At 63.8% G+C, this 15,493-nt stretch carries 15 protein-coding genes; 5 read left to right on the forward strand and 10 right to left on the reverse strand.

Features of this window, described 5'->3' with window-relative positions; genetic code table 11:
* Window positions 1-152: 152 nt before the first annotated feature.
* The 5 genes from boxB to ACPPVR_RS40370 form a co-directional block, all read right to left on the reverse strand.
* Window positions 153-1,604, reverse strand: a complete 1,452-nt coding sequence (boxB, locus tag ACPPVR_RS40350; RefSeq protein WP_426612035.1) for a benzoyl-CoA 2,3-epoxidase subunit BoxB — start codon at window positions 1,602-1,604, stop codon at window positions 153-155.
* Between the two features lie 14 nt (window positions 1,605-1,618).
* Window positions 1,619-3,307 (reverse strand): 2,3-epoxybenzoyl-CoA dihydrolase, encoded by a 1,689-nt coding sequence (gene boxC / locus ACPPVR_RS40355; protein ID WP_426612036.1) that lies wholly within the window; start codon window positions 3,305-3,307, stop codon window positions 1,619-1,621.
* Window positions 3,308-3,415: 108 nt separating this feature from the next.
* Window positions 3,416-3,943: a DUF309 domain-containing protein gene (locus ACPPVR_RS40360; protein ID WP_426612037.1), complete on the reverse strand. Its 528-nt coding sequence runs from the start codon at window positions 3,941-3,943 to the stop codon at window positions 3,416-3,418.
* Window positions 3,944-3,961: 18 nt separating this feature from the next.
* Window positions 3,962-4,780, reverse strand: coding sequence for an alpha/beta fold hydrolase (locus ACPPVR_RS40365; protein ID WP_426612038.1), 819 nt, complete (start codon window positions 4,778-4,780; stop codon window positions 3,962-3,964).
* 8 nt (window positions 4,781-4,788) lie between these two features.
* The gene (locus ACPPVR_RS40370) at window positions 4,789-6,330 is read right to left on the reverse strand and encodes a benzoate-CoA ligase family protein (protein WP_426612039.1); all 1,542 of its coding nucleotides are present in this window, start codon (window positions 6,328-6,330) and stop codon (window positions 4,789-4,791) included.
* Between the two features lie 122 nt (window positions 6,331-6,452).
* On the opposite strand from ACPPVR_RS40370, the gene ACPPVR_RS40375 reads away from it, so the two are divergent.
* The gene (locus tag ACPPVR_RS40375) at window positions 6,453-7,361 is read left to right on the forward strand and encodes a helix-turn-helix transcriptional regulator (protein WP_426612040.1); all 909 of its coding nucleotides are present in this window, start codon (window positions 6,453-6,455) and stop codon (window positions 7,359-7,361) included.
* 13 nt (window positions 7,362-7,374) lie between these two features.
* Window positions 7,375-7,770 carry a group II truncated hemoglobin gene (locus ACPPVR_RS40380; RefSeq protein ID WP_426612041.1) on the forward strand — a complete coding sequence of 132 codons (396 nt, stop codon included), beginning with the start codon at window positions 7,375-7,377 and terminating at the stop codon, window positions 7,768-7,770.
* A 6-nt stretch (window positions 7,771-7,776) separates the two neighbouring features.
* On the opposite strand, the gene ACPPVR_RS40385 is transcribed toward ACPPVR_RS40380, so the two are convergent.
* The gene (locus ACPPVR_RS40385; RefSeq protein ID WP_426612042.1) at window positions 7,777-8,556 is read right to left on the reverse strand and encodes a B12-binding domain-containing protein; all 780 of its coding nucleotides are present in this window, start codon (window positions 8,554-8,556) and stop codon (window positions 7,777-7,779) included.
* Between the two features lie 157 nt (window positions 8,557-8,713).
* Between ACPPVR_RS40385 and ACPPVR_RS40390 the strand changes: the two genes are divergently transcribed.
* Window positions 8,714-8,854, forward strand: a complete 141-nt coding sequence (locus ACPPVR_RS40390; RefSeq protein WP_426612043.1) for a hypothetical protein — start codon at window positions 8,714-8,716, stop codon at window positions 8,852-8,854.
* 116 nt (window positions 8,855-8,970) lie between these two features.
* Here ACPPVR_RS40390 and ACPPVR_RS40395 read toward each other — a convergent pair whose 3' ends face one another.
* On the reverse strand, window positions 8,971-9,303 hold the full coding sequence (locus tag ACPPVR_RS40395) for a PRC-barrel domain-containing protein (protein WP_426612044.1): 333 nt from the start codon (window positions 9,301-9,303) through the stop codon (window positions 8,971-8,973).
* 69 nt (window positions 9,304-9,372) lie between these two features.
* Window positions 9,373-10,158 carry an IclR family transcriptional regulator domain-containing protein gene (locus ACPPVR_RS40400; RefSeq protein ID WP_426612045.1) on the reverse strand — a complete coding sequence of 262 codons (786 nt, stop codon included), beginning with the start codon at window positions 10,156-10,158 and terminating at the stop codon, window positions 9,373-9,375.
* A 112-nt stretch (window positions 10,159-10,270) separates the two neighbouring features.
* Between ACPPVR_RS40400 and ACPPVR_RS40405 the strand changes: the two genes are divergently transcribed.
* Together ACPPVR_RS40405 and ACPPVR_RS40410 are read left to right on the forward strand one after the other, a co-directional pair.
* Window positions 10,271-11,629: a Rieske 2Fe-2S domain-containing protein gene (locus ACPPVR_RS40405; protein ID WP_426612046.1), complete on the forward strand. Its 1,359-nt coding sequence runs from the start codon at window positions 10,271-10,273 to the stop codon at window positions 11,627-11,629.
* 191 nt (window positions 11,630-11,820) lie between these two features.
* Complete coding sequence (locus tag ACPPVR_RS40410) at window positions 11,821-13,257, forward strand: glutamine synthetase family protein (RefSeq protein WP_426612047.1); 1,437 nt, start codon at window positions 11,821-11,823, stop codon at window positions 13,255-13,257.
* Window positions 13,258-13,267: 10 nt separating this feature from the next.
* Here the strand turns inward: ACPPVR_RS40410 and ACPPVR_RS40415 are convergent, their stop codons facing one another.
* Window positions 13,268-14,713 (reverse strand): MFS transporter, encoded by a 1,446-nt coding sequence (locus tag ACPPVR_RS40415; protein WP_426612048.1) that lies wholly within the window; start codon window positions 14,711-14,713, stop codon window positions 13,268-13,270.
* A gap of 2 nt (window positions 14,714-14,715) precedes the next feature.
* Entirely contained in the window at window positions 14,716-15,204 is a 489-nt protein-coding gene (locus tag ACPPVR_RS40420) for a MarR family winged helix-turn-helix transcriptional regulator (RefSeq protein WP_426612049.1), read from the reverse strand.
* Between the last annotated feature and the right edge of the window lie 289 nt (window positions 15,205-15,493).

The following is a 15,493-nucleotide window of genomic DNA, read 5'->3' on the forward strand; positions in this document are numbered from 1 at the left end:
CGGGGTCGCGACGAGCTTCGCTCGCGCTGAGAGGGTTAGGGTGAGGGGCCTCTCTCATCACGTGAGATTGCCTCCGCATCTGTACCCCCTCACCCGGATCGCATCTGCGGTGCGATCCGACCTCTCCCCGCAAGCGGGGAGAGGCGAGAACGTTACGACTCGATCTTCACATACTCGAAATCGCCCGGCTTGTTGTCGATACCGACTTTCGGCGGCGAAATCCACGAAGCGAACACGCCGGTCTCGGTGACGGGCTGCATCAGCGAGGTGATGAAGTCGCCGTCCGCGGTCGAGGGCAGCCAATCGTCCTTGCGCTTGGTCCAGGTGGCATCGTCGATCAAGAGACCATCCGGCGTCGTATGGATGCTCTTGAACTCGCCGATATGACGATGGAAGGCGACGTTCGGCAGCTTGAGCTGGAAGTCGTAGCCCGCGGTCGAGATCACCTTGTTCCAGCGCAGCATGCCCTTGACGCAATCCTGGCTGTAATCGTCGCGAAGGCGCATGTTGAGCGCGGTCAGCGCCGGCTCGTCGACCAGCTTGATCTCGCCGTCGATGAACTTGAGCACCGGATAGGTGGCGTTCTTGAGCTGGTGATCGTCGTCGATCTGGGTCTCGTGGTAGCGACCCTTGATGCCGGTGTTGAAGGCATTGGCCGCGTTGGTCGAGACTTCCGAACCGAACAGATCGAGCGACAAAGTATAGTGCAGGTTCAGCTTCTTCTGGATGGTCGGCAGGTCGATGACGCCGAGCGCGCGGACTTTTGCGATGTCGGTCGGATCGGTGATACCGGCTTCTTTCATCGCGTCACAAGTGCGCTGCACGACGCGGGTGATGCCGGTCTCGCCGACGAACATGTGGTGCGCTTCCTCTGTCAGCATAAAGCGGCAAGTGCGCGACAGCGGATCGAAGCCCGACTGCGCCAGACTGTGCAGCTGCATCTTGCCGTCGCGGTCGGTGAAGTAGGTGAACATGAAGAAGGACAGCCAGTCAGGCGTCGCCTCGTTGAAGGCGCCGAGCATGCGCGGCGCGTCGGCATCGCCCGAGCGGCGGCGCAGCAAGTCGTCCGCTTCCTCGCGGCCGTCGCGGCCGAAATATTTTTGCAGAAGATAGACCATCGCCCAGAGATGGCGGCCTTCCTCGACATTGACCTGGAACAGATTGCGCATGTCGTAGAGCGAGGGCGCGGTCTTGCCGAGATGGCGCTGCTGCTCGACCGAGGCCGGCTCGGTGTCGCCCTGGATCACGATGAGGCGGCGCAGCATGGCGCGATACTCGCCCGGGACTTCCTGCCAGGCCGGTTCGCCAAGATGCTCGCCGAACGGCACAACGCGATTCTCCTCCTGCGGCGCAAGCAGAATGCCCCAGCGGTAGTCGGGCATGCGCACATAGTCGAATTTGGCCCAGCCGCGCGGATCGACCGAGTAAGCGGTACGCAAGTAAACCAGCGATTCCTGGAAACCCTCCGGCCCCATGTCGCTCCACCAGTCCATGTAACCGGGGTGCCAGCCTTCCAGGGCTTTGAGCACCTGGCGGTCTTCGGCAAGATTCACGTTGTTCGGAATCTTGGTCGAGTAGTCGACGTTCATGATGTTCATGCTCATGGCCGTGTTTCTCCCTAAACTCTTGTCATATCGAATTTCGGCTTCTGGCCGCTGCCGTAGCGGCGCAGCGCGCCTTCCTCGCCGACCGCGTTGGGGCGCTGGAAGATCCAGTTCTGCCAGGCGGTCAGGCGCGAAAAGATTTTCGATTCCATCGTCTCAGAGCCGACGAAGCGCAGGCTCGCTTCCATGCCGGTGAGGCTGTCGGGCGAGAAGCTGGCGCGTTCCTCGAGGAACACGCGGACCTCGTCGTCCCAATCGATGTCGTCGAGCGCGAAGGTGACGAGGCCGAGCTCTTCGGCCGCCTCGGCGTCGAGCGTGGTGCCCACGGTGTCTTCCGCGCGGTTCACATCGGATGGATCGGCCTGGAAGCGCGATTGCAGCCGCGTCAGGCCGTGGCTCATCGGATACGGGCCAAAATTCATCGCGGACAGTTCGATCGACGGCGGCGGACGGTTGTCGCCCTGGCGCGTGCCGATCAGCATGTAGGAGCGGTCGGCGGCGAAGACCAGCTCGGCGAGCGTGCCGGCAAAGCAGGAGCCGGGCTCGACCAGCGTCACCAGCGTGCGCGAGGTGACGTCGATGCGTTTGAGCACACGCTTCCAGTAGTGGCGGATCTCGTTGACCAGCCAATGCGCCTTGTTGGCTTCGAGGAAGGCATCGGACGCCAGCACATGGGCACGGTCGCCATGGCTCTTGAACACCAGCATGGCGATCTCGAGCTCGTTGATGCGCAGATGCAGGATCGCGTCGTCGAGCTCGCGCGCGACCTGGAGCGGCCAGAACGCAGCGCCCTGCGCCATCATGCCGTCGATGTCGGCGGGAGGCGCGGATTCCGGGGCCTTGATCGAAATGGTGACGATGCGCGCCGTGCGGTCGATATCGGCGGTGACGAACTCGTAGCGCACGCTGGTCTCGTCGATGACGCGCTTGAGCGGCGTCAATGCGATGCCCTTGCCGCTGCCGACGCGCTTCGAGGCGCCAGCGAATTCCTTGGCGCGCTCGGCGACCTTGGCCTCGAGCTTCGAGTTCGGCGCGATCTCGTCCACGAGGCGCCATTGCACGGCGCGCTTGCCCTTCACGCCTTCCTCAATGGTGCAGAAGAAGTCGGCGTGGTCGCGGCGCACCTTGCGCTTGTCGACAACCCGCGTCAGTCCGCCGGTGCCGGGCAGCACCGCGAGCAGCGGCACTTCGGGCAAAGCAACAGCAGAAGCGCCGTCATCGGCTAGGATGATGTGATCTGTCGCAAGCGCGAGTTCATAGCCGCCGCCGGCGGCGGAGCCGTTCACCACCGTGATGAAGCGCTGGCCGGAATTTTCCGACGAGTCTTCCATGCCGTTGCGGGTCTCGTTGGTGAACTTGCAGAAGTTGACCTTGTGGGCATGGGTCGAGCCGGCAAGCATGCGGATGTTGGCGCCGGCGCAGAACACGCGGTTCTTGGCCGAGCGCACCACCACGACCTTGACCTCGGGATGCTCGAAGCGCAGCCGCTGGACCACGTCCGCGAGCTCGATATCGACGCCGAGGTCATAGGAATTGAGCTTGAGCAGGTAGCCCTCGAACAGGCCGCCATTCTCATCGACGTCCATGGTCAGCGTGGCGACGTCACCATCGACCGCGAGCTTCCAGTGCCGATAGCGGGACGGCTCGGTCTGGAAATCGATGAATGTCGCGCCGCCTGCGAGGCGCCGATCTTCCCCGGCCATGGGCCACCCTTAGGTTTGTCTTGGTTTTACCGTTAGATGCACAATAGTGCATATTTCTGAACGCGTCCAGCCCTCAATCGCCAATACATGCACTTTGTTTCATAGCGACTACTGGGACCGCACGATGGCGCCAAGCGCGATCCAATCGGCCTTGGTGAGCTGGGCCCGGCCAAGCTTGGCCTGGAGCAAGGCCGTCATGGCCGGGACCGGGAAGCTCTCGAAAAAGCCGTCGCCGGTTGCCGCGACCTTGCGCGAGCTCAGCGCCCGCAGCTCGGCGAGCGCCTCGCCGAACAGGCGCGTTGCCGAATGCGCCTTCTGCATGCGCAGCCGCAAATTCGCATTGGCGGTGAGAATACAGGCGCGCAGCAGAATGCGTTCGCGGCCGCCTTGCGGGGCTGCGGCCCACACTGCCTCCAGCACCTCCTGCGATTCCCAGAAGTAGCCGCGGTCGTTGAGCGCGAGCCCATAGCGCAACGCCGGATGGCGCGCCGGCACGTAACCGCGGAACGCGGGTGGCACCAGCGCCTTGGCCATGTCGAGCGTCTGGTAATCGGCATCCAGCGCGGCGGCCTGGCCCGGCACATAGGCCCATTGCGGCCATGGCAGCGGGCCGCTTGCGTGCGGCGGCACATTCATAGATGTGCCTCCGCAAGATCATGCGGCGCGTATGCCGAGTCCCTGATCGTCGCGCAGGGCCGCCTTTGCAAATTGCTCAATCGCGTCAAGCGTCGCCCCTGGCGCTTCACGATGCGGGGAATGTCCCACGTCTGAAATAATTCTCAAATCTACCGGACAGTAACACTCTTCCTGCGCGATCTCGACCTGACGCAGTGTCCCATATTGGTCGTCCGCACCTTGCAGGACCATAATGGGGACCCGGATGTAGGCGAGATCTTCCGAGATGTCCCAGTCGCGGAATTTCGGATCGAGCCAGGCGCGGTTCCAGCCATAGAAGGCGTTGTCGACATCCTTGTGCCAGCGCGAAAGCTTGGCCCTGAGATCGGTGGTCTCAAAGGTGGCCTTGATGGCCGCGATCGACGTCACCGAGATGTCCTCGACGATGAAATGCGGCGCCATCAGCACGAGGCCTTGCAGCCGGTGATCCTGATGCGCCCCGGCATAGATCGTCGCGATCGAGGCGCCGTCGGAATGGCCGAGCAGCAGGCCGCGCTTGAAGCCGATCGCGTCGAGCAGCTTCGGCAGCACATCCAGCGCCTCACGCTGCATGTAGTCGAGCGGCCGCGGCAGCGCCACCGGGCTCGATTGGCCATAACCCGCGCGCGAATAGGCGAAGATGCCGGCGCCGGTCGCCTCTCGAAGTTTTTCCGGGAAGTCGCTCCACAACCCGACCGAGCCGAGGCCTTCGTGGAGCATGACGATGGTCGGCGCATCTGCGGCTTGCGGCGCCAGCCATTTGTATTCGAGGCTGGCGCTGCCGATGCTGAGGAAGCCGGTGGGGGTAAGGTCGGTCATGCTGTCACTCAATTCGCGCCTTCGCGCAGCTTGAACCGCTGGATCTTGCCCGTCGCCGTCTTCGGCAAGGACTCCACCACATCAATCCAGCGCGGATATTTCCATGGGCCGATCTTCTGCTTGACGTGCTCCTTCAGCATCTCCTTCAGATCTTTCGTCGTCACGCCCGGACGCAGCACGACGAAGGCCTTGGGCTTTAACAGGCCTTCCGGATCGGCCTCGGGCACGACGGCAGCTTCGAGCACGGCGGGATGGGTGATCAGCGCGCTCTCGACCTCGAACGGCGAGACCCAGATGCCGGAGACCTTGAACATGTCGTCGGCACGACCGCAGAAAGTGTAGCGGCCCTCGGCATCCCTGACATATTTGTCGCCGGTGCGGGTCCACGGGCCTTCAAAGGTGCGGCGGCTCTTGTGGCGCTGGTTCCAGTAGCCCTCGCCCGCGGAAGGCGCGTCGACAAGCAGCTCACCGACCTCGCCATCGGCGACGTCCTGGCCGGCTTCGTTGACGAGCCGCACCGCGTAGCCCGGCACCGGCTTGCCGGAGGAGCCGTATTTGATGTCGCCGGGCGCGTTCGACAGGAAGATGTGCAACAGCTCGGTTGAGCCGACGCCATCGAGAATGTCGACACCGAAGCGCCCCTTCCAGCTATTGCCGACGGATTCCGGCAGCGCCTCGCCGGCCGAGGTACAGATGCGCAAGTGTTTTCCGCCGCGCTCGCTCTTCATCGTCTCGTCGTTGAGCATCGCCGCGAACAGCGTCGGCACGCCATAGAAGATCGACGGGTTGTAGCGGTTCATCAGGTCGAACATCCGCGCCGGCGTCGGCCGCTCGCTGTTCAAAATCGTGGTGGCGCCGACCGACATCGGAAAGGTCAGTGCGTTGCCGAGGCCATAGGCGAAGAACAGTTTTGCCGCAGACAGACCGACGTCATTCTCGCGAATGCCGAGCACCTGGCTGGCGTAGGTATCCGCGGTCGCCTGCAAGTTGGAATGCAGATGGCGCACGCCCTTGGGCATACCGGTCGAGCCGGATGAATAGAGCCAGAATGCCGGCTCGTCCGGGTGCGTCGCGGCGGTCGTGAATTGATCGCTCTCGCCGGTGAGCTCCTCCTTGAGCTGCTTGTGACCGTTCATCTTGGCGCCGGACACGACGACATGCTCGAGATCCGGCATGCGGCCAACGACATCCTTGATGACGGGATAGAGTGCCTCCGAGACGAACAGCACGCGCGCGCGGCAGTCGGCGAGGATGTAGGCGTATTGATCGGATGTCAGCAGCGTGTTGAGCGGCACCGGCGAAATGCCGGCGCGGATTGCGCCCAGAAACACGATCGGGAAGTCGACCGTATCCAGCATGATCATCGCCACGCGCTCTTCGCGGCGGACGCCGAGCCGGCGCAGCATGTTGGCGGCGCGGCGGGTCTGTTGCTGGAGCTCGCCATAGGTGAGCCGCGAGACGGTGTCGTCGAAAACGAGCTTGTTGCCGCGGCCCTGCTCGACGTTACGGTCGAGCAGCCAGGTCACCGCGTTATAGGATCCCTCGCTCACGGACGTCTCCCCCGAATTTAGAATTATAATTCATAGAAAGACACTGCGCCGGCTTGCTGTCAATGCCAGCAGGCATTATGTTTCATTAAAAGGCGCCGCAGGACATCTATTAAAGAAGGCTCATGACCGACAGTCCCGACGCCGAATCCCGCTTTCTCGAACAGCTCGGCCAGCGCGTGCGTACCATGCGCGCGCTGCGCGGCATGTCGCGAAAAGTGCTCGCCAAGGTATCGGGAATTTCGGAGCGCTACATCGCGCAGCTCGAGAGCGGCAAAGGCAATGTCTCCATCGTGCTGCTGCGCCGCGTCTCCGACGCGATGGGCGCACATCTGGAAGATCTGCTGCCTAGCGCCGACCCGACGCCGGACTGGCAGATGTTTCGTGACCTCTTGCGCAAGGCGACGCCTGCCCAAATCGCGCAGGCCAAGGATCTGCTCGCCGGCGGCAGCGCCTCCGCGCCGCGGCGTGCGCCGTTCTGCGGCATCGCGCTGATTGGCCTGCGCGGCGCTGGCAAATCCACGCTCGGCAAGATTTTGGCAAAGAAAGTCGGCTGGAGCTTCGTCGAGCTCAACAAGGAGGTCGAACAGCAGAACGGCCTCTCGGTCGCCGAGATCATCGCGCTCTACGGCCAGGAAGGCTTTCGCCGCATGGAGCAGGCCGCATTGCAGCAGCTGCTCGCGCGCGATGAGCTGATGGTGCTGGCGACCGGTGGTGGCATCGTCTCGGAGCCTTTGACCTTCGACCAGATCCTGTCGTCGTTCTACACGATCTGGCTGAAGGCCGAGCCCGAGGAGCACATGGCCCGCGTGCGCCGCCAGGGCGATCTGCGCCCGATGGCGGACGATCGCTCCGCAATGGCGGAGCTGCGCAACATCCTGCTCAGCCGCGAGCCGCTCTATTCGCGCGCGACAGCGGTGGTGGACACCGCGGGATTGAGCGTCGATGCCGCGGCCGCGCGGCTGATCGATGCGGTGCGGCCGGTGCTGCAAAACGAGGCCCGCAGCTTTGGGCTGCGCAGCGTGGCGCTGTAGGCCGGGACGCGGGATGACCGACAGCGACGTCACAATCTCCATGTTCGAGCGGATCGGCGGCAGTGCCATGATCGATCGCCTGGTCGACCGCTTCTACGACCGCATGGATACGCTGCCAGAGGCGCAGGTCATCCGCGCGATGCATGCGGACGATCTCGGCCTGATCAGGGATGTGCTGAAGCGCTATCTCACCGAATGGACCGGCGGGCCAAAACTCTATTCCGTCGAGAAGGGCCATCCGCGGCTACGCCAGCGGCATATCGGCTTTGCCATCGGCGATGCCGAGCGCGATGCGTGGCTCCTGTGTATGCGCGGTGCGCTGGAGGAGACGGTGACTGACGCGACCCCGCGGCAGGAGCTCGACCGCGCGCTGTCGGGCCTCGCCGACTGGATGCGCAACCGCAGCTAGCTGCGTTCAGTCGATGCCGAGCGCGCTGATGTCGGCGACTAGCATCACACCGGGAATCCGCGGCACCTGCCCGGTTTTGACGGCGTAGCCGCCGAGCACGATGTTCGGACGGCCGGGCCCCGGCAATGCCTGTACACGACCGGCGAGCGCAGCGACGGCGTCGCGCTGCTCGGGCAGGGCGATCGAGACGAGTAATGTCTTGGGCTCACCCGCGATCGAAGGCTCGGACAAGACATCGAGAACCGTCCGATCGTCGACATGACGCGTTCGCCAGCCCTGGTTTCGCAGCCAGAGACCGAGGATGCGCATCCCCACCACATGGGTATTGCCGGGCGCGTTCATCAGGAAATAGCAGCCGTCGGGCGCAAGCCGCGATGGCTGCGACCAGGCCTGCCGTATCTTGCCCTCGACGAGATCAATCACCCGCTCGGAGAAGGCGGTAAATTCGTGCTCGCCTTCGACGGTGAGCGTGCCGCGTTCCCAGGCGTTGCCGATCTCGTAGAGCATCGGCGCAATCATGCCGAGGAGGATGTCCACCGGCCGGCAATTGGCGGCGATCGCCTGATCAATCAGCGGTCCAGCGGACTCGAAATCGTTTCTGCGTCCCGCGTCGAACAGCTCGTGAAAGATGTCCCGCAGCAGGACGGCGTGGGCATATTCATCGCCGCGCAGGAGGTCCGGCTGCTCGCGCGCGCATTTCCGGCACAGCCCGTGCGTCACGCTGAAGTCGGCGTACGGCGGCATCTCGCCGATGAACTGCTGGCAATGGCAACACCATTTCAACATGGCGCGCCTCGATTCTCCAAGGGCCGACGGTTCCCGCGCAGCGTAACGCAACAGCGCCACTTTCGAAAGCGGCGGCGTCTCAACGCGAGCGGTGGCGGAGTAGGGGCGAGCAGCCGACGCGCTGCTGCATCCCTTCGACGGCGAGGGCCGCACCTACATGCGATATGTCAACGACCGCGGCACCTATCACGACGTGCCGGCGAAATTCCTGATGCGCGAGATGGCGCGCGACTACGCCAACATGCGGGGCGAGGATCTTTCGGGGCGTGACATGGAGCACGAGGCCTCGGACGGGTAGCGGCGCGCACGGCGCGTAGCCCGGATGAGCGAAGCGACATCCAGGATTCTGCAGCCGGCGGTCCCGGTATCGCTTCGCTCACCCGGGCTACAGGGACGACAACGATTGCTATGCTGCTAGACCGACCAGTAATTCGGATGCTGGTAGGGTCGCGAGCGGTCGCCCCAGTCAAATTCATCGCCATCGACTTCGCAGGGGCCGTTGCTCAATTGCTCCGGCGTCAGCTCGACCTGGAAGGCTTGACGGCCCGGATCATATTTCAGTGCGCTCCACTGCAGGGGATAATGGTGGTGGGTGCCGAGCAGCCCGCCGGTCTTGATCACGGCGTAGGCGACCGTTCCGCTCACCTTGTCGAGCATCAACCGCTCGATCGTGCCGAGTTTCGTGCCGTCACATCCATAGACGGCGACGTGCTGCACGCGATCACTGGGGACCATGGTGTGTTGCATGGCGTGCTCCCTGGTCTTGTGTGGAGCGTATTATAGCACAGACGGCGGGCATTGGGGTGGATTCGTCAACTACAGCAACTGCGACCGCACCGACTCCGCACCCTCGCGCAACAGCGGCAGGAAGCGATCTATCAACTCCTGCGCGGGCACGCGGTCGACATGGGCGCCCATGTTGATGGCGGCGACGATCACACCGTCGTAGCGGCGGACGGGAACGGAGATCGAGCGGAAATGCGGCTCGGCCTCGCGATCGACCAGGGAATAGCCTTGCGCGCGATCGGCTGCGATGCGTGCGAGCAACGGCTTGGGATCGGTCACCGTCTGCGGTGTCAAAGCTTCGCGCTTGATCGCCTTCAGGCGCGCGGCGAGATCGGCGTCGTCGAGCTGGCCGAGCATGGCGCGGCCGACCGAGGTGCAGAAGGCCGGCAGGCGGTAGCCGATTTCCAGCCCACTTGAAAACATCCGCGCCGGGCTGCTGCGCGCGATAAAGACGACCTCATCGCCATCGAGCACCGCGACCGAGGAGATCTCGTTGGCCGCAGTCGCGACGCGATCGAGCACCGGTTGCAGGACCGTGACCAGCTGGTTGGACCGCAAATACGACGCCGCGAGCGTCAGAACATGCGGCGTCAGCGAGAACAGCTTGCCGTCGCCACTGACGAAGCCGCCGCGCTGAAGCGTGAACAGCATGCGCCGCGCGGTGGCGCGCGGCAGTTCGGCGGCACGGGCGAGATCGCTCAGCGTCATCGGGCCCGGGGTCTCACCAAAGCATTGCAACAGGCGCAGGCCGCGATCGAAGCTTTCGACCCAATCCATCGCGCGCTCGTCAGTCTCGCTCCGCTTCAGCTTGGGCATGGTGTCGGGATAGTCCTGCAAAATAGTGCTTGCCGCCGATCCAAGGCATGGCATAATTCGCCCATTCGTTCAATAGGCGAACAAACGCCACTCCACAGAGGATGCACTCGCCATGATGAGCCAGGAGCAGAACGATCTGATCACCCGCACCGGGTCGAAAGACCCCTGCGGAAAGCTGATGCGGAGCTACTGGCAGCCGGCGGCGCTCGTGGATGAGCTGGAGGGCGAGCGGCCGATCCGCCCGGTCAAACTGCTCGGCGAGAATTTGGTGCTGTTCCGCGACGAGACCGGACGCTACGGCCTGATCGACCGCCATTGCGCGCATCGCGGCGCCGACCTTGCCTTCGGGCGGCTCGAGCATGGCGGCCTGCGCTGCGCCTTTCACGGCTGGCTGTTCGACGCAACCGGGCAATGCATCGAGACTCCGGCGGAGCCGAAGGACTCAAAACTCTGCCAGAACATCAGGCAGCGTTCTTATCCCGTGGTGGAGAAGAGCGGCATCCTCTGGGCCTATCTCGGCGAGGGCGAGCCGCCGGCATTTCCGGAGCTGGACTGCTTTGTCGCGCCCGGCACGCATACCTTCGCCTTCAAAGGCCACATGGCCTGCAACTGGCTCCAGGCGCTCGAGGTCGGCATCGATCCCGCGCACGCCTCGTACCTGCATCGCTTCTTCGAGGACGAGGACACTTCCACGGCCTACGGCAAGCAGTTCCGTGGCGCCTCCGCTGGCTCTGACCTGCCGATGACAAAAATCCTGCGCGAGTACGATCGCCCGATCATCAATGTCGAGCACACCGAATATGGCCTGCGGCTGATCGCGCTGCGCGAGATCGACGAGGAGCGCACCCACGTGCGCGTCACCAACCAGCTGTTCCCGCACGGCTTCGTCATCCCCATGAGCACGGAGATGACGATCACGCAGTGGCACGTGCCGGTCGACGACGAGAGCTGCTACTGGTACGCGATCTTCACCAGCTACGCGAACCCGGTCGACAAAAAGAAGATGCGCGACCAGCGGCTCGAGCTCTACGAGCTGCCCGATTACAAATCGCGCAAGAACAGCGGCAACGATTACGGTTTCGATCCGCACGAGCAGCAGACCGCGACCTATACCGGCATGGGCACCGACATCAACGTCCACGACCAATGGGCGGTGGAATCGATGGGCGCGATCCAGGACCGCACCAAGGAGCATCTCGGCACGAGCGACAAGGCGATCGTGCAATATCGCCGGCTGCTGCGCCAGGAGATCGAGAAGGTTGCGGGCGGCGAGAAGCCGATGCTGTTTTTGGACGAGGCCAATGCACGTTCAATCCAGGGACCCGCGACCATGGACGGCATCGGGCCGACGCGGGGCTGGGAGACCTACTGGATGGAGGTCGACGTCAAGCGCCGCCGCGGCGCGCCGTGGACCGCCCCGGTGCCGAAGGAGATCGCGGACAATGTGCATCGGCTGACGGCGGCGGAGTGAGGGTGAAACTCTATCCATCGTCATTGCGAGCGCAGCGAAGCAATCCAGACTGCTTCTCCGGAAAGACGCTGGATTGCTTCGTCGCACCAGCGCAAAATTGCCTTGCAATTTTGCCGCGGGCTCCTCGCAATGACGGAGAATGTGGCGGGCATCTTGCACTCGTCGAGCAGTGTGACTGAGGAGCAACCAAAGTGACTTTCGTCGCGCGTCATGCGCTGTGGTCGGATGAGCAGAAGGACGCGGCGCTGCGCATGCGCCGCATCGTCGAGGAAAAGAACCTCGAAGTCATCCGCCTCGCCTTCCCCGACCAGCACGGCATCTTGCGCGGCAAGACCATCATCGCGGCCGAGGCGATTGCCTCGCTGGAGAGCGGTTGCTCCATCACCACGACGATGCTCGCCAAGGACACCTCGCACCGCACGGTGTTTCCGGTGTTCACATCAGGCGGCGGGTTCGGCATGAAGGAGATGGAGGGCGCGGCCGACGTGCTGATGGTCGCCGACCCCAGCACGTTCCGCGTGCTGCCCTGGGCGCCGGCCTCGGGCTGGGTGCTGTGCGATCTCTATTTCAACGACGGCCGCCCGGTGCCGTTCGCGACGCGCGGACTTTACCGGAAAGTGCTCGATGAGCTCGGCAGCCGCGGCCATGATTTCGTCGCCGGGCTCGAGGTCGAATTCCACATCTTCAAGCTCGACGATCCGCATATGCGACCTGAGGATTCCGGTCAGCCCGGCACGCCGCCGTCGGTGAGCCTGCTTTCTCACGGCTATCAATACCTCACCGAGCAGCGCTTCGATCAGATGGAGCCGGTGCTGGAGATCCTGCGCCGCGATATCGTCGCACTCGGTCTGCCGCTGCGCTCGGTCGAGGTCGAGTTCGGGCCGAGCCAGTGCGAGTTCACCTTCGCACCGAAGAAGGGCATGGAGCCCGCCGACAACATGGTGCTGTTCCGGAGCGCCGTGAAGCAGATCGCGCACCGCCACGGCTATCACGCGACCTTCATGTGCCGGCCGAAGCTGCCGAACCTGTTCGCGAGCGGTTGGCATCTGCATCAATCGATCGTCTCGCGCGCGAACGGTGAAAACCAGTTCATGGCGAAAGAGGGTGCCGCGCCGCTCAGCGAATTCGGCCGCTCCTATCTCGCTGGCCTGCTCGACCACGCCCGCGCGGCAACCGTGTTCACGACGCCGACCATCAACGGCTACAAGCGTTACCGCTCCTATTCGCTGGCGCCGGACCGCGCGATCTGGGGCCGCGACAATCGCGGCGTGATGATCCGCGTGCTCGGCGGCGCGGGCGATGCCGCCACGCGCCTGGAAAACCGCGTCGGCGAGCCCGCCGCCAATCCCTACCTCTACATGGCCTCGCAGATCCTCTCAGGTCTCGACGGCGTCGACCGCAAGCTCGAGCCGGGCCCGTCGGCCGACGCGCCTTACGAGACCAAGGCACCGCTGCTGCCGAAATCGCTGCGCGATGCGGTCAGCGCGCTGAAAGACGATCCGTTCTTCCGCGAAAAGTTCGGCGCCGAGTTCGTGGACTACTACACCCACATCAAGAATGCAGAGATCGACCGGTTCCTGTCCGAGGTGACGGACTGGGAACAGCGCGAATATTTCGAGATGTTTTGAGCCCGCTCCGTTATGCCGCCTTTGGCTTCTGCCTGAGGTAGAAATAGGTCGGCAGAAGACCAAGCGCGACGATCGCGACCATCACCCACCAGCCGCGCTGGAATGCGACGAGGCGCCCCGGCAACGATGCAGGCGTGCCGATGATGGCCACGAAGATCGCAACACCGACCGCGAGCGAGGCCTGGCGGATCATGTTGATCACGCCGGAGCCCGTCGCGAACGAAGACGGCGGCAATCCGGCGGCACTAACGCCCATCAATGTCGGAAAGGTCAAGCCGACGCCGATACCGGTCGGGATCATGCCCATGATTACAAACGCAGCGCTCGGCTCGGGACCGATCAGGGTTGCCCAGGCGACCAGACCCGCGGCGAAGATGACGATGCCGGCTGTGACGACGGGCGCGGCGCCGAAGCGTGCGATCAGCCTTCCCGCGAACAGCAGCGAGGTAATCGGCACCATCAGCGGCCCCGGCGCAATCGCAAGGCCCGTCTGCAACGCCGACCATCCCCACCCGGTCTGCTCCCACAGGGCAACCGAAAGCAGCATGGCGCCGAAGGCCGCCGAATATGGCGCCATCACCAGGGCAGCCCCGGTGAATTGGCGAATGCGAAACAGCGCCGGATCGACAAAGGGATTTTCGGTGCGGAGACACTGCCAGACGAACAAAGCAATCAGGATTGCGGCGGCGGCAAAACTGTAGCCGATGGCCGGCGCGCGCAGTCCCCAGTCACTGACCTTGACGATGGCGAAGACGAGCGCGCCGATGCCGCCTGTCACCAGCACAGCGTCGAGGAATTTGGGGCGAGGCGCATCGTGCCCTGCGATCTCCGGAAGTTTCCACCAGCCGACCACCATCGCTGCGAGCCCGATCGGGACGTTGACGAAGAATATCCAACGCCAGTTGACGGCAACGAGCACACCGCCGACGACGGGCCCGAGCGCCGCGGCCAGACCGCCGATCGCCGTCCAGGTCCGCACCGCGCTGCCGCGCTTCTCCGGGGCGAACACCGCCAGCAGCAATCCGAGCGAGGTCGGCGTCATCAACGCGGCGCCCGCGGCTTGCACCACACGAAACGCGGTCAGCATCCCGACACTATTGGCGGCAGCGCAGGCCGCGGATGCGGCGGTGAAGAGTCCGACGCCGAGCAGAAAACTGAGGTTTCGGCGATGGCGTTCGGCCAGCCGGCCGAAGAACACCAGCAGCGCCGCATAGGCGATGGCATAGCCGTTCAGGACCCACGACATGTCGTCGAGCGAAGCGTCCTTGAAGTCCCGTCCGATATTGGGAAGCGCGACGTTGACGATGAAGAGGTCGAGATTTGCAAGGCAAATGCCGACGCACACGATCGCCAGCACCGTGTTCGGCGAAGTTGTCCGGCCACGAGACTTCGGCGGCTGCGCGACGTCGTCAACCGGCACCGCGCCGGCAAAGGCGCCGCGTTCAATACTGTTCATTTTCACGCCTTTTCCGTTGGCAATTCGTGCCGTTCGGCGACCAGCGACTGATCGACGGCGATGCCGGCCAAAATATTTCGCAAGTCGGCAGCAGCGCGCTTGCCGAAGCCATTTTCAAATTTCTCCTGCGCCGCACGCCACAGCGGCTGTGCGTCGGCGAGCCGCGAACGCCCTGTCTGCGTCAGCCCGACGAGACGACTCCGACGATCGGCCTCGTCGCGTTGCAGTGTCACCAGACCGTCCCGCTGAAGCGGGCGAAGGTTCTGGCCGATAGTTGACTGGTCCATCACCAGCGCCTCGGCGAGGTCGCCGATCGAGGGCGCAGCCTCTCCGCGGCGATGGATCTCGGCCAGGAGAGCGAACTGCGTCGAACGGAGCCCCGAAGGCTCCAGCGCGGCATCGTAGAACAACGTCATGTGGCGCGACGCCTTGCGCAAGGCCGCGCAGTTGCAACGGTTACGCTCCATCACAGGCAGATCTTGCTCAGCCATCATGTCCTCAAATATCGGGACATCCCGACATGCCAGATACAGGGATATCCCGATATTTATGTTGCGTCAACCGCGGACGCATTGCGGCTATGGCGGGGCACTGCCTCACGGCTCCGTGAGGCCGTTTCAAGGGCATGGCCCAACGACATCGAGATGCGGCCGGACGAAGCCATTTCGTTCGCCCCGCGAAAAACGCCGGAAAGACTGACGGCCTATGGTGCGCCAATGATCAACAATGGAGTTCGGTCATGTTGGCTCAATTATTCAGTCTGATCTATCGCCTGTCCTG

This window comes from Bradyrhizobium sp. McL0616 (assembly GCF_049993385.1).
GTDB lineage: Bacteria > Pseudomonadota > Alphaproteobacteria > Rhizobiales > Xanthobacteraceae > Bradyrhizobium.

Excerpts from the sequence above, each read along its gene's own strand:
- boxB (WP_426612035.1), bottom strand. The coding sequence starts at position 1,604 with ATGAGCATGAACATCATGAACGTCGACTACTCGACCAAGATTCCGAAC.
- boxC (WP_426612036.1), bottom strand. The coding sequence starts at position 3,307 with ATGGCCGGGGAAGATCGGCGCCTCGCAGGCGGCGCGACATTCATCGAT.
- ACPPVR_RS40360 (WP_426612037.1), bottom strand. The coding sequence starts at position 3,943 with ATGAATGTGCCGCCGCACGCAAGCGGCCCGCTGCCATGGCCGCAATGG.
- ACPPVR_RS40365 (WP_426612038.1), bottom strand. The coding sequence starts at position 4,780 with ATGACCGACCTTACCCCCACCGGCTTCCTCAGCATCGGCAGCGCCAGC.
- ACPPVR_RS40375 (WP_426612040.1), top strand. The coding sequence starts at position 6,453 with ATGACCGACAGTCCCGACGCCGAATCCCGCTTTCTCGAACAGCTCGGC.
- ACPPVR_RS40380 (WP_426612041.1), top strand. The coding sequence starts at position 7,375 with ATGACCGACAGCGACGTCACAATCTCCATGTTCGAGCGGATCGGCGGC.
- ACPPVR_RS40385 (WP_426612042.1), bottom strand. The coding sequence starts at position 8,556 with ATGTTGAAATGGTGTTGCCATTGCCAGCAGTTCATCGGCGAGATGCCG.
- ACPPVR_RS40390 (WP_426612043.1), top strand. The coding sequence starts at position 8,714 with ATGCGATATGTCAACGACCGCGGCACCTATCACGACGTGCCGGCGAAA.
- ACPPVR_RS40395 (WP_426612044.1), bottom strand. The coding sequence starts at position 9,303 with ATGCAACACACCATGGTCCCCAGTGATCGCGTGCAGCACGTCGCCGTC.
- ACPPVR_RS40400 (WP_426612045.1), bottom strand. The coding sequence starts at position 10,158 with ATGCCCAAGCTGAAGCGGAGCGAGACTGACGAGCGCGCGATGGATTGG.
- ACPPVR_RS40405 (WP_426612046.1), top strand. The coding sequence starts at position 10,271 with ATGATGAGCCAGGAGCAGAACGATCTGATCACCCGCACCGGGTCGAAA.
- ACPPVR_RS40415 (WP_426612048.1), bottom strand. The coding sequence starts at position 14,713 with ATGAACAGTATTGAACGCGGCGCCTTTGCCGGCGCGGTGCCGGTTGAC.
- ACPPVR_RS40420 (WP_426612049.1), bottom strand. The coding sequence starts at position 15,204 with ATGGCTGAGCAAGATCTGCCTGTGATGGAGCGTAACCGTTGCAACTGC.